The organism is Streptomyces sp. NPDC001903 (genome assembly GCF_042891345.1).
Lineage (GTDB): Bacteria > Actinomycetota > Actinomycetes > Streptomycetales > Streptomycetaceae > Streptomyces.
Genome location: NZ_JBIASZ010000001.1, coordinates 310813 through 323609, shown reverse-complemented (window position 1 = coordinate 323609; position 12797 = coordinate 310813). Strand labels below are relative to the sequence as shown.

The window sequence follows — 12797 nt, the reverse complement described above, 5'->3', positions numbered from 1 at the left end:
TGATCCATATTGGTTTAGACCAGTAACCGGAGCTTGGCCTAGACCTTTAGGGGTGTCAAGGGTCTAATGAGCGGGTGATCGGTCCGTTACCGGACCGACACCTGGGGGAGGGAGGAGGCCTGTCCTCCCACCCGTGTCACGATGTGACCGCACATATCGGAGGAGCCGGTGACGGCAGCGAAACTGGAGTCGGGAAGGCGGGCGGCGATGTCCACCGAAGGGGCGACCACCGAGCCGGAAGGCGGGGCAGCCACTCGCACGGCGCGGGTGCCCAAGTACTACCGACTCAAGCGGCACTTGCTCGACATGACCGAAACGCTCCCCCCGGGCACACCGGTGCCGCCGGAGCGTACGCTCGCGGCCGAATTCGACACCTCCCGGACCACCGTGCGCCAGGCTCTCCAGGAGCTCGTCGTCGAGGGCCGGCTGGAGCGCATTCAGGGCAAAGGCACCTTTGTCGCGAAACCGAAGGTCTCGCAGCCGCTCCAACTGTCCTCGTACACGGAGGACATGCGGGCCCAGGGACTGGAGCCCACCTCCCAACTCCTCGACATCGGCTACGTGACGGCCGACGACACGCTGGCCGGGCTCCTCAAGATCGCCACGGGCGGCCGCGTCCTGCGCATCGAGCGGCTGCGCCTCGCGAGCGGTGAACCGATGGCCATCGAGACCACCCACCTCTCGGCCAAGCGCTTCCCCGCACTGCGCCGGTCGCTGGCCAAGTACACCTCCCTCTACACGGCGCTGGCCGAGGTGTACGACGTACGGCTCGCGGAGGCCGAGGAGACGATCGAGACCTCCCTGGCCACCCCGCGCGAGGCGGGCCTGCTGGGCACCGACGTCGGCCTGCCGATGCTGATGCTCTCGCGCCACTCGCTCGACGCCGACGGCGAACCGGTGGAGTGGGTGCGATCGGTGTACCGCGGCGATCGTTACAAGTTCGTGGCGCGACTCCAGCGCCCCGCCGTCTGATTCGTAGTTGACTCTCGTTCCGCTATACGGACGGGGGCTTACGTTCACCGGGCGGGCCCCCGTAGATTCCCTGCGCTTACGCAGATGATCAACGAGGGGACGAGGATCATGCCGGAACCGGAAGCAACAGGTACAGAACGGAACGCGGCGAGTCCGGGCACGGCGGCGGACTCGCCTTCCGCATCGGGGGCCTCGGGAGGCATGAGCCCGAAGTCCGTCGCCGTCTGGGTGCTCGTCGCCCTCGTCGGGGCCCTCGGCTGGGGCATCCTCGCCCTCTCGCGCGGCGAGGAGATCTCGGCCGCGTGGCTGCTCGCCGCCGCGCTGGGCTCGTACGCCATCGGCTACCGCTTCTACGCGCGCTTCATCTCCGACCGGGTCCTGAAGGTCGACAAGACGCGGGCCACTCCCGCCGAACGCCTTGACAACGGTGTCGACTTCCATCCCACCGACCGCCGCGTGCTGTTCGGCCACCACTTCGCCGCCGTCGCCGGCGCGGGCCCGCTGGTCGGCCCCGTGCTCGCCGCGCAGATGGGCTACCTGCCGGGCACCATCTGGATCGTCGCGGGCGTCATCTTCGCGGGCGCCGTCCAGGACATGGTCACCCTCTTCTTCTCCACCCGCCGCGACGGGCGCTCGCTCGGGCAGATGGCGCGGGACGAGATCGGCCCGGTCGGCGGGGCCGCCGCCCTGGTCGCCGTCTTCGCCATCATGATCATCCTGCTGGCCGTGCTCGCCCTGGTCATCGTCAACGCACTGGCGCACTCCCCCTGGGGTGTCTTCTCCATCGGCATGACCATCCCGATCGCCCTCTTCATGGGCTTCTACCTCCGCGTGCTGCGCCCGGGCCGGGTCACCGAGATCTCCGTCATCGGCGTCGCGCTGCTGCTGCTCGCCATCGTCGCGGGCGGCTGGGTCGCCGACTCCTCGCTGGCGAGCACCTTCACGCTGGAGAAGGAGACGCTGGTCCTGTGGATGGTGGCGTACGGGTTCGTCGCCTCGGTGCTGCCGGTGTGGATGCTCCTCGCGCCCCGCGACTACCTCTCCACCTTCATGAAGGTGGGCACCATCGCGCTGCTGGCCGTGGGCGTGGTCATCGCCATGCCGACCCTGAAGATGCCCGCGGTCACCGATTTCGCCGCCCGCGGGGACGGTCCGGTGTTCGCCGGATCGATGTTCCCGTTCGTCTTCATCACCATCGCCTGCGGAGCCCTGTCCGGGTTCCACGCGCTGGTCTCCTCCGGGACCACGCCGAAGATGATCCAGAAGGAGACCCAGGTCCGGGTCATCGGCTACGGCGCGATGCTGACCGAGTCCTTCGTCGCCGTCATGGCGATCATCGCGGCCTGCATCATCGAGCCCGGCCTGTTCTTCGCGGTCAACTCCCCCGCCGGAGTCGTCGGCACCACGGTCGAGACCGCCTCGCAGGCCGTGACGAACTTCGGCTTCGCCATCTCGCCCGAGTTCCTCGCGCAGGCCGCGAAGGACGTGGAGGAGGCGAGCCTGCTGTCCCGTACGGGCGGCGCGCCGACCTTCGCACTCGGGATGTCGGAGATCTTCTCGTCCGTGCTCGGCGGCTCCGGGATGAAGGCGTTCTGGTACCACTTCGCGATCATGTTCGAGGCCCTGTTCATCCTGACCACCCTCGACGCGGGCACCCGGGTCGGCCGGTTCATGCTCCAGGACACCCTCGGCAACGTGCACAAGTCCTTCAAGGACGTCAGCTGGAAGCCGGGCGTGTGGCTGGCGAGCGCGGTGGTCGTGGGCGGCTGGGGCTACTTCCTGTGGGTCGGCATCAAGGACCCGCTGGGCGGCATCAACCAGCTGTTCCCGCTGTTCGGGATCGCGAACCAGCTGCTCGCGGCGGTGGCGCTGGCCGTCTGCACCACACTGCTGGTCAAGTCCGGGCGGCTGAAGTGGGCCTGGGTGACCGGCGTCCCGCTGGCCTGGGACGTGGCCGTCACGCTGACCGCGAGCTACCAGAAGGTGTTCTCCGACGACGTGAAGGTCGGCTTCTTCGCCCAGCGCGACAAGTACCAGACCGGGATCGACGCCGGGAAGGTCCTGCCGCCCGCCAAGAACATGGGCGAGATGCACACGATCGTCACGAACGCCACGGTCGACGGCGTGCTGTCGGCGCTCTTCGCGATCCTGATCCTCATCGTGCTGGTGGACGCGGCGCGGACCTGCCTGAAGGCGGCCGGCAACCCGGAGGCGGTGAGGCTGTCGGAGGTCCCGTGGACCGAGTCGAAGATCATCGCCCCGGCCGGGCTCATCGCGACGCCCGAGGAGCGGGCGGAGCTCGCCGCCGCCGGCCTGGACTCGGGCGGCGGTCGCGTGAAGGAGCCGGTGGCGTGAGCGGGGTCCGCGCGGCGCTGTCGAAGGCGCGGTTCTTCGTACGGGAGTTCTCGGGCGAGGCGGCGTACGACCGCTACGTCGCCCACGCCCGTACGCACGACCCGGACGCGCGGGTCATGACCCGCCGCGCCTTCGAGCGCGCCCGTACGGACTCCCGCGAGGCGGACCCCCGCGAGGGCTTCCGCTGCTGCTGAGCCGCGAGTGAAGGGCTCCGCCGGTCACCGACGGAGCCCTTCGCGTTGTGCGGGTCAGCGCACCCAGTCCTTGAGGGGCTCGGTATCCAGGGTGATGCCGACAGGGTCCGGGAGCCGGACTTCCCTGCCGAACGGCACCGTGCGTACGGTCTCGTAGCGGGCGCCATCCGGGTCGCTGTGGACGAGAACCTGGCATTTGAGCCGATCGACGAGCAGGTAGACGGGGATGCCGGTCTCCGCGTAGGCACGCGGCTTCTCGATCCGGTCTCGCCGCTCGGTGTCGGAGTCCCACGAGGTCACCTCAACAGCCATCAGGATCGGGCCAGGGTCCACCCAGTCGCCCTGCCCGACGAACGCGTCCTCGTGGGCCAGTACGCCGTCCGGAATGGCACGGCCCTCCCGGTACTGCTCTGCCTTGATTCCCTGCCCTGGGTGCAGCCAGAAGCCCGGGTGGTGCTGGATGCAGATCCGCGTCAACCACAGAATGATCCGCCCGTGGTCCCCGTCCGTCATTGCCTTGCTCCTCAGCACCCCGCCGATGAATTCCAGTCGCAGCCCCTCCTCCTCGCGGGCCGCTATCCGAGCGAGGTGCTCGAACACTTCGGTCGTCATGTGGGGCCGGTCGGTAGTCACGGTCATGCCTCGCTCGCCTTCCTCGACGGTGCCGTCTCCGACGATAGCGCCGGGCACCGACGGCCGTCCGGCACACTCGACCGCATGGACATCGTGATCAGGGAAGCGCTGGCGGCGGAGTACGGGACGCTCGGGGAGATCACCGCGCAGGCCTACCTCGGGGACGGGCTGCTGACGTTCGGCGAGGACGATCCGTACCTCGCGCGGCTGCGCGACGTGGCCGGGCGCGCCGCCGACGGGGTGATACTCGTCGCCGCGACGGGCGACGGCCGGCTCCTCGGCGGTGTGGCCTTCGCCGCGCCCGGGAGCCCGCTGTGCGACATCGCCGGCCCGGGCGAGGCCGAGTTCCGGATGCTGGCCGTCGCCCGGGAGGGCCGCGGTCGCGGGGCCGGGGAGGCGCTGGTGCGGGCCTGCGCGGACCGCGCCCGGGCGATCGAGGGCGTACGGCGCCTCGTGCTGTCCACCACGGACGACATGGTCGGCGCCCACCGGATCTACGAACGGCTCGGCTTCGTACGCACGCCGGAACGGGACTGGGAGCCCGTCCCCGGCCTCCCTCTGCTCACGTACGGTCTCGAACTGTAGCCACGCCGACACAACATCTAGGGGGTCGCGCATGACGCGGCCCCCACATGTATGCTCGTCCTCGCTGTCGTCGCAGGGGAATCCGGTGGGAATCCGGAACTGTCCCGCAACGGTATGAAATACACCCATTGGTGTCACCGCAAGTCCGATGACCTGCCGACAGTGCGCCCGGCTCGACCGAACCGGGTGTCGATACGTCCGGGCCTCGCGGTTGGGCCGGTGGACGCCGCTCGGTGCTGCCCCGTCATGCCCGCGCGCGCCCGCTCGAACCCGCACCGCAGGTGTCCCGGAACCGAGCGAGGGAGAGCTCCCCCCGTGACCATCGCGCCTTCCGCACCGCGCGCCGAGTCCGACCCGTCCGACACCGGAATCGAGACCGGGGGACCTGGGGCCGCGCTGCTGCGCATCCTCACCGAGCTGACGGCCGACCTCCCCGACACCGACCCGGGCCGGGTCGCCGCCGCCGCGCTCCGCGGGCGCAGCGCCGCCGCCGACGAGGCCGAACTGCGCGCCCTGGCCACGGAGGCCGCCGCCGGCCTGATCTCCGAGGACCCGGCGTACTCCCGGCTCGCCGCCCGGCTGCTGACGCTGGCCGTCGCCGAGGAAGCCGCGGGCCAGGGAGCCACCTCCTTCTCCGCCTCCGTCGCGGTCGGCCACCGCGAGGGCCTGATCGCGGACCGCACCGCCGAGTTCGTGGCGCTGCACGCGAGCCGCCTGGACGCGCTGGTCGAGCACACGCTGGCCGAGGGCGCCGACGACCGCTTCGGCTTCTTCGGTCTGCGCACCCTGCACAGCCGCTACCTGCTGCGCCACCCGATCACCCGCCAGGTGATCGAGACCCCGCAGCACTTCATGCTGCGCGTGGCGTGCGGCCTCGCCGAGAACGACAGCGTCCAGGCCGTCGAGGAAGTGGCCTCGCTCTACCGGCTGATGAGCCGCCTCGACTACCTGCCGTCCTCCCCCACGCTCTTCAACTCCGGCACCCGGCACCCGCAGATGTCCTCCTGCTACCTGCTGGACTCCCCGCTGGACGAGCTCGACTCGATCTACGACCGCTACCACCAGGTCGCGCGCCTGTCGAAGCACGCCGGCGGCATCGGCCTCTCGTACTCGCGCATCCGCGCCCGCGGTTCGCTGATCCGCGGCACGAACGGCCACTCCAACGGCATCGTGCCGTTCCTGAAGACCCTCGACGCCTCCGTCGCCGCCGTGAACCAGGGCGGCCGCCGCAAGGGCGCCGCCGCGGTCTACCTGGAGACCTGGCACGCGGACATCGAGGAGTTCCTGGAGCTCCGCGACAACACGGGCGAGGACCAGCGCCGTACGCACAACCTGAACCTGGCGCACTGGGTGCCGGACGAGTTCATGCGCCGCGTGAACGCGGACGCCGACTGGTCGCTGTTCTCCCCGGCCGACGTGCCCGAGCTGGTCGACCTGTGGGGCGACGAGTTCGACGCCGCCTACCGCAAGGCCGAGGCGGCGGGCCTCGCCCGCAAGACCATGCCCGCCCGCGACCTGTACGGCCGGATGATGCGCACCCTCGCGCAGACCGGTCAGGGCTGGATGACCTTCAAGGACGCCTCCAACCGCACGGCGAACCAGACCGCCGAGCCGGGCACCGTCGTCCACTCCTCGAACCTGTGCACCGAGATCATCGAGGTCACCAACGACGGCGAGACCGCCGTCTGCAACCTGGGCTCGGTCAACCTGGGCGCGTTCGTCCTCGCCGAGACCGGTGAGATCGACTGGGAGCGGCTGGACGAGACCGTCCGCACGGCCGTCACCTTCCTCGACCGCGTCGTGGACATCAACTTCTACCCGACCGAGCAGGCCGGCCGCTCCAACGCCCGCTGGCGTCCGGTGGGCCTGGGCGCGATGGGCCTCCAGGACGTCTTCTTCAAGCTGAAGCTGCCGTTCGACTCCCCCGAGGCGAAGGCGCTGTCCACCAAGCTCTCCGAGCGCATCATGCTGGCCGCGTACGAGGCCTCCTGCGACCTCGCCGAGCGCAGCGGCCCGCTCCCGGCCTGGGAGCAGACCCGTACCGCCCGCGGTGTCCTGCACCCGGACCACTACGAGGTCGAGCTGAACTGGCCCGAGCGCTGGGACGCCCTGCGCGCCCGCGTCGCGAAGAGCGGCATGCGCAACTCGCTGCTGCTGGCCATCGCCCCGACGGCGACGATCGCCTCGATCGCCGGTGTGTACGAGTGCATCGAGCCGCAGGTCTCCAACCTCTTCAAGCGCGAGACGCTGAGCGGTGAGTTCCTCCAGGTCAACGGCTACCTGGTGGAGGAGCTGAAGAAGCTCGGCGTGTGGGACGCCCAGACCCGCGAGGCGCTGCGCGAGTCCAGCGGCTCGGTCCAGGGCTTCGGCTGGATCCCGGCCGAGGTGCGCGAGCTGTACCGCACGGCGTGGGAGATCCCGCAGCGCGGCCTGATCGACATGGCGGCGGCCCGTACGCCGTTCCTCGACCAGTCGCAGTCGCTGAACCTGTTCCTGGAGACGCCGACCATCGGGAAGCTGTCCTCGATGTACGCGTACGCCTGGAAGCAGGGTCTGAAGACCACGTACTACCTGCGTTCGCGCCCGGCGACGAAGATCGCCCGAGCCGCGTCCGCGTCCGCCGTTCCGGCCGCCGCCACCCCGCTCCCGCAGGCCGTCGACGCCGATGCCCTGGCCTGCTCCCTTGAGAACCCCGAGTCCTGCGAGGCCTGCCAGTAATGAGCTCCACCGACAAGAAGAACCTGCTCGACCCGGGCTTCGAGCTGACTCTCCGTCCCATGCGCTACCCGGACTTCTACGAGCGCTACCGGGACGCGATCAAGAACACCTGGACCGTCGAGGAGGTCGACCTCCACTCGGACGTCGCCGACCTCGCGAAGCTGACGCCGGCCGAGCAGCACATGATCGGCCGCCTGGTCGCGTTCTTCGCGACGGGCGACTCGATCGTCTCGAACAACCTGGTGCTGACGCTCTACAAGCACATCAACTCCCCGGAGGCGCGCCTGTACCTGTCGCGCCAGCTGTTCGAGGAGGCCGTGCACGTCCAGTTCTATCTGACGCTGCTCGACACCTACCTGCCCGACCCGGACGACCGCGCGGCCGCCTTCGACGCCGTCGAGGAGATCCCCTCGATCCGCGAGAAGGCGCAGTTCTGCTTCAAGTGGATGGACTCGGTCGAGAAGATCGACCGGCTGGAGACGCAGGCCGACCGCCGCCGCTTCCTGCTGAACCTGATCTGCTTCGCGGCGTGCATCGAGGGCCTGTTCTTCTACGGCGCCTTCGCCTACGTGTACTGGTTCCGCTCGCGCGGCCTGCTGCACGGTCTCGCCACCGGCACCAACTGGGTGTTCCGCGACGAGACCATGCACATGAACTTCGCGTTCGAGGTCGTGGACACCGTCCGCAAGGAGGAGCCGGAGCTCTTCGACGACGCCCTCCAGCAGCAGGTCACCGACATGCTGAAGGAGGCCGTCGAGGCCGAGCTGCAGTTCGGCCGCGACCTGTGCGGTGACGGCCTGCCGGGCATGAACACCGAGTCGATGCGCGAGTACCTGGAGTGCGTCGCGGACCAGCGCCTGGTCCGCCTCGGCTTCCCCGCGGTGTACGGCTCGCAGAACCCGTTCTCGTTCATGGAGCTGCAGGGCGTCCAGGAGCTGACGAACTTCTTCGAGCGCCGCCCGTCGGCCTACCAGGTCGCGGTCGAGGGCACGGTCGACCTGGACGAGGACTTCTAAGTCCCCTCCGGCCGCCGTCGGTACGGCTTGATAGCGTCCCCGCCCATGGGGAGCAACACCCGGTCATCCGGGTTCTCGGGCGGGGGCGCTTCGCCGTGTCCGGGGCCGGCGGCATGACCGCCGGCGGGTGGGCGGGACGCGCCCGGCTGCGGCCGGGAGGCCTGCTGTACGGGGGCGCCGTCGGGTCGGCCGGTGTGCACGCGCACCACTCCGTGCAGGTCATCGCGGCGCTGGGCGGCGACGAGCTGCTGATGGCCGGGCCGGACGGGGAACCCGTCGGGTGCCGGGCGTACGTGGTCCCGGCCGGGGTGCGACACGCGGTGCTGCGCGGGGTGCCGTGCGGGGTGGTGGTGCACTACGACCCGCTCTCCACCGCGGGGCGCCGGCTCGCGGCGCTGGCGGGGAACGCGGGGGACCTCGTACCGGCCGACGCCCTGCCCGCCGACGCCTTCGAGGCGGCGTGCGCGCTGGACGCCGTACTGCCCGGAGGGCCGCAGCCCGTCGCGGCGGCGCATCCGGGGCTGGCGCGGGTGCTGGAGTGGCTGCCCGGGCGGGAGTCGGTGCGGCTGTCGCGGGCGGCCGAGGTGGCGTGCCTGTCGGAGAGCCGCCTCGCGCACCTGTTCCGGGCGGAGCTCGGGCTGCCGTTCCGTCCGTACGTGCTGTGGCTGCGGCTGATGCGGGCCGCCGAACTCGCCTCCCAGGGGCACTCCCTGACGGACGCGGCGCACGGCGCGGGCTTCGCCGACGGGGCGCACCTCAGCCGCGTGTGGCGGCGGATGTTCGGGATCGCGCCGTCGGACTTCACCCGCACCATCCAGTGGATGTAGCAGGTTCGTTCAAGCGCCGCAGGGCCCCGCGGCCGCACCGTGGACGCATGCGAAACGTACTGAAGACCTGCATCGCCGCATGCGCGCCGAAGACCATGCCGGCCGCCGTGCGCGCGGCCTTCGAGGCCGAGCTGCTGCGCGCCCGCGACGCCTCGCCCGACACCGCCGCCATGTGGGACGCCCTGGAGCGGGCGCACATCATCTCCCAGGCCTGGCCCTGGCCCCACACCCGCGCCCACTGGCACATGTTCCGGCTCGCGGTGCGCTGCCGGGACCGGGCGGAGACGGTGGGGCAGGTGGTGCGGATCCTGGTGGCGGGGGCCGGTTCAGTGACCGGACGCGTGCCGTACGGCAACACCGGCCGCACGGCCGCGGGGCTGTTCGCGCCGATGCCGCTCCCGGAGGACCTGCGGGTGCTGCTGGGCCGCGCGTAGCTGCCGGTCGACGCGGCGGTCACGCAGGACTCCGTGGAGGGCCGGAGCGAGGAGGAGGACGGCCAGGGCGAGGACGACGAGGTAGTCGAGGAAGGTGCTCATGACTCCACTCTCGTCAGCGCGGCAAAAGCCGGACAGCGGCAGGACTGTCATGGAAGAGCGAATTACTGCCACACTGGGTCCATGCTGAAGAACGTGGCCGTGGCCCTCGTCGACGGAGTGGCGCCCTTCGAGTTCGGGATCTTCTGCGAGGTCTTCGGGATCGACCGGAGCGAGCAGGGGCTGCCGGTGTACGACTTCGCGGTGTGCGCGGCGGAGGAAGGCCCGCTGGCCATGGCGGACGTCGGCTTCACCATCGCGCCGGCGCACGGGTTGGAGCGGCTGGAGGAGGCCGATCTCATCTGCCTGCCCGCCGACCGGAAGGCGCCGGTGCGGGACTACCCCGAGCCCTTCCTCGACGCCCTGCGCCGGGCCGTCGACCGGGGTGCCCGGGTGCTGAGCGTGTGCAGCGGGGCCTTCGTGCTGGGCTCCGCCGGCCTGCTCGACGACCGGCGCTGCACCACGCACTGGATGCACGCGCCGGCCCTGGCCCGGCGGTTCCCGAAGGCGAGGGTGGATCCCGACGTGCTGTACGTGGACGAGGGCACGGTGATCACCGCCGCGGGCACGGCTTCGGGCATCGACGCGTGCCTGCACGTGGTCCGCCAGGAGCACGGCGCCGAGGTGGCCAACACCATCGCCCGGCGGATGGTCGTCCCGCCGCACCGGGACGGCGGCCAGGCGCAGTTCATCCGGCGGCCGCTGCCGCGCACGGCCTGCGACACGGTGGGCGAGGTGATCGGCTGGATGGCCCGCCACCTGGACGAGGAGATCACCGTCGAACAGCTCGCGGAGCGCGCGCACATGTCACCGCGCACCTTCGCGCGCCGCTTCCTCCAGGAGACCGGGACGACCCCGTACCAGTGGGTGCTGCGCCAGCGCGTCCTGCTGGCGCAGGAGCTCCTGGAGGCCACGGACGACACGGTCGACGCGATCGCGGGCCGCAGCGGCTTCGGCAACGCGGCTGCCCTGCGCCACCACTTCCTGCGCGCCCTGGGCACGACGCCCAACGCCTTCCGCCGCACGTTCCGGGGCCCGCAGGCCGTGGCCTAGGGGGTGTCGTCGAAGTAGCTTCGTCCGCCCGTGAGGGCCAGAAGGGACTTTGACGACACCCCCTAGGCTCTTCGCCCCCGCGGGCGCCCCGGGCGTGCGGACGACTCAGGCGTTGGGGACGGTCTCGTAGCGCGGGGTGCCCTCTTCCATCTGGCGCAGGGCGTCCTTGCGGTCCCGCTTCGAGAGCCGGTCGATGTACAGGTACCCGTACAGGTGGTCCGTCTCGTGCTGGAGGCAGCGCGCGAAGTAGCCCGTGCCGCGCACCTTGATCGGGTTGCCCTGCGCGTCCTGGCCGGTCACCTCGGCGTAGTCCGGGCGGGCCAGCGAGGCGTACGCGGTCGGGACCGACAGGCAGCCCTCGTTGGAGTCGTCGAGCACGCGGGAGCCGGCCGGCAGCTCCACCAGCTTCGGGTTGACCACGACACCGGTGTGGCGCAGGCCCTCGTCGTCCGGGCAGTCGTAGACGAAGACCTTGGCGTCCACGCCGATCTGGTTCGCGGCCAGGCCCACGCCCTCGGCGGCCTTCTGGCTGGCGAACATGTCGTCGATCAGCTGCGCCAGTTCGTCGCCGAACTCGGTGACGTCCTTGCACTCACGGTGCAGGACGGGGTTGCCGACCACCGTGATCGGGCGGGCGGTGCCGCGCTCGCGGTGGGCGAGCTCGCGCGCCTCACAGTCCTCGGTGTCCACGACGTACCCGTCGTTGACGATCTCGACGACCTCGTTCTCCTGCTGCGCCATGTCCGCCGTACGCCTTCCGTAAGTCCACCCGTTCGCAATGTGCCGGTACAGCCTACGGTGCCGGGTCAGCAGACCTCTTCGAGATCCCGCCATTCACGGGTGTCCGGGCTGTCCGCGACCCAGCCGTCGAGCAGTCCGCGCACCAGGCCGGCCGGCGCCGCGATCCCGCACTCGCGCTCGGGCACCCAGAGCGGGCCGGAACCGTTCGTACGGTGGCCCAGCGGTCCCGGGTGCCCCGGCTCGCTGTGGTCGTGCGGGTCCAGGTGTTCCCCGTCGCCCTCGCCGCTCGGCATCACGCTCTCCGAGCAGGTCCGGCACAGCAGCCGCACCGAGGACGACCAGTCCTCGGCGGCGAAGCCCGCGTCCGAGGCCAGCTGCTCCAGTGCGTCGCGGTCCTCCTCGGTGGCCGCCTCCAGCAGCACCACCCAGGTCGGCACCGGCGAGGGGGCCCACAGCTCGATCTCGTCGAAGACCGGGTAGGAGGGGCCGGCCGCGGTGACCCGCTCGCCGTGCGGGACCCCGTCGTGCAGGACGACCTCGCCCCAGCGCCGCCCCGAGGAGGGCAGCGGGATCGACAGGACCTCCATGCGGGCCGGGTCCAGCCGGCGGCCCCAGACCACCTCGGCCTCCCCCTCCGGGGACAGCCGTACGGCGGCGCTGCCGAGCTCCATGCCGACCGGCTCGCCGCTGCCCTTGGCGGGGTGGGTGCCCGAGCCGTGCGGGTCCCCGGGCACCTTCAGCCCGTACGCCTGCCAGGCCCTGCGGGCCAGCGGCCAGTCCTGCAGCGCGGTCGCGGCGATGCCGACGTTCCACCAGTCCGGGGCGCCGGTCTCGCGGTCCAGCAGGGCCACGGCGCGCAGCCCGGCGGCCCGGGCCTGCTCCCAGTCGTGCCGGAACTTGTGCAGCAGGGCGAGGTTGAACCAGGACTCGGACAGCCAGGGCTCCAGGTCCGCGGCTCTGGTCAGCAGCGCGCCCGCGTCCTCGTACCGCCCGTCGCCGATCAGCGTGAACGCGCGGTCGGTGGCCTGCCGCCACGAGGCGGAGGGCCTGTGCCGTACCTTCCCGAAGATCCTCACGATTCCCGCCTGCCGGTCCAACGGTGCAGCCTTGCGGACACCCTCACGGACACTCCTACTGGCATCCAACCATGCCCACTCGGACGGCCGCTCA

General features: G+C 71.0%; 12 protein-coding genes and 1 riboswitch. Of the genes, 9 read left to right on the top strand and 3 right to left on the bottom strand.

Annotated features, from left to right (window positions below):
• Positions 1 to 207: 207 nt before the first annotated feature.
• From ACFYZS_RS01480 to ACFYZS_RS01470, 3 genes are all read left to right on the top strand, one after another.
• The gene (locus ACFYZS_RS01480) at positions 208 to 972 is read left to right on the top strand and encodes a GntR family transcriptional regulator (RefSeq protein ID WP_030153577.1); all 765 of its coding nucleotides are present in this window, start codon (positions 208 to 210) and stop codon (positions 970 to 972) included.
• 201 nt (positions 973 to 1173) lie between these two features.
• The gene (locus tag ACFYZS_RS01475) at positions 1174 to 3327 is read left to right on the top strand and encodes a carbon starvation CstA family protein (protein ID WP_389005624.1); all 2154 of its coding nucleotides are present in this window, start codon (positions 1174 to 1176) and stop codon (positions 3325 to 3327) included.
• Positions 3324 to 3521, top strand: coding sequence for a CstA-like transporter-associated (seleno)protein (locus ACFYZS_RS01470; RefSeq protein ID WP_389005622.1), 198 nt, complete (start codon positions 3324 to 3326; stop codon positions 3519 to 3521). The genes ACFYZS_RS01475 and ACFYZS_RS01470 overlap by 4 nt, the downstream gene beginning before the upstream one ends.
• A 54-nt stretch (positions 3522 to 3575) precedes the next feature.
• On the opposite strand, the gene ACFYZS_RS01465 is transcribed toward ACFYZS_RS01470, so the two are convergent.
• Positions 3576 to 4160, bottom strand: a complete 585-nt coding sequence (locus ACFYZS_RS01465) for a Uma2 family endonuclease (RefSeq protein WP_389005620.1) — start codon at positions 4158 to 4160, stop codon at positions 3576 to 3578.
• A 78-nt stretch (positions 4161 to 4238) separates the two neighbouring features.
• Between ACFYZS_RS01465 and ACFYZS_RS01460 the strand changes: the two genes are divergently transcribed.
• The 6 genes from ACFYZS_RS01460 (at position 4239) to ACFYZS_RS01435 (ending at position 10886) form a co-directional block, all read left to right on the top strand.
• The gene (locus tag ACFYZS_RS01460; protein WP_389005618.1) at positions 4239 to 4739 is read left to right on the top strand and encodes a GNAT family N-acetyltransferase; all 501 of its coding nucleotides are present in this window, start codon (positions 4239 to 4241) and stop codon (positions 4737 to 4739) included.
• A 34-nt stretch (positions 4740 to 4773) separates the two neighbouring features.
• Positions 4774 to 4915: riboswitch (cobalamin riboswitch) on the top strand.
• Between the two features lie 139 nt (positions 4916 to 5054).
• Positions 5055 to 7457, top strand: coding sequence for a ribonucleoside-diphosphate reductase subunit alpha (locus tag ACFYZS_RS01455; protein WP_389005616.1), 2403 nt, complete (start codon positions 5055 to 5057; stop codon positions 7455 to 7457).
• Positions 7457 to 8473, top strand: coding sequence for a ribonucleotide-diphosphate reductase subunit beta (locus ACFYZS_RS01450; RefSeq protein ID WP_389005614.1), 1017 nt, complete (start codon positions 7457 to 7459; stop codon positions 8471 to 8473). The genes ACFYZS_RS01455 and ACFYZS_RS01450 overlap by 1 nt, the downstream gene beginning before the upstream one ends.
• Positions 8474 to 8586: 113 nt before the next feature.
• The gene (locus tag ACFYZS_RS01445) at positions 8587 to 9300 is read left to right on the top strand and encodes a helix-turn-helix domain-containing protein (RefSeq protein WP_389005612.1); all 714 of its coding nucleotides are present in this window, start codon (positions 8587 to 8589) and stop codon (positions 9298 to 9300) included.
• 47 nt (positions 9301 to 9347) lie between these two features.
• Positions 9348 to 9734, top strand: a complete 387-nt coding sequence (locus ACFYZS_RS01440) for a DUF3703 domain-containing protein (protein WP_389005610.1) — start codon at positions 9348 to 9350, stop codon at positions 9732 to 9734.
• 183 nt (positions 9735 to 9917) lie between these two features.
• Positions 9918 to 10886, top strand: coding sequence for a helix-turn-helix domain-containing protein (locus ACFYZS_RS01435; RefSeq protein WP_389005608.1), 969 nt, complete (start codon positions 9918 to 9920; stop codon positions 10884 to 10886).
• A gap of 105 nt (positions 10887 to 10991) precedes the next feature.
• On the opposite strand, the gene def is transcribed toward ACFYZS_RS01435, so the two are convergent.
• Both def and ACFYZS_RS01425 read right to left on the bottom strand, forming a co-directional pair.
• A complete protein-coding gene (gene def / locus ACFYZS_RS01430) occupies positions 10992 to 11627 on the bottom strand; it encodes a peptide deformylase (RefSeq protein WP_389005606.1) in 636 nt (211 codons plus the stop codon).
• A 65-nt stretch (positions 11628 to 11692) separates the two neighbouring features.
• Entirely contained in the window at positions 11693 to 12703 is a 1011-nt protein-coding gene (locus tag ACFYZS_RS01425) for a hypothetical protein (RefSeq protein ID WP_229336581.1), read from the bottom strand.
• Between the last annotated feature and the right edge of the window lie 94 nt (positions 12704 to 12797).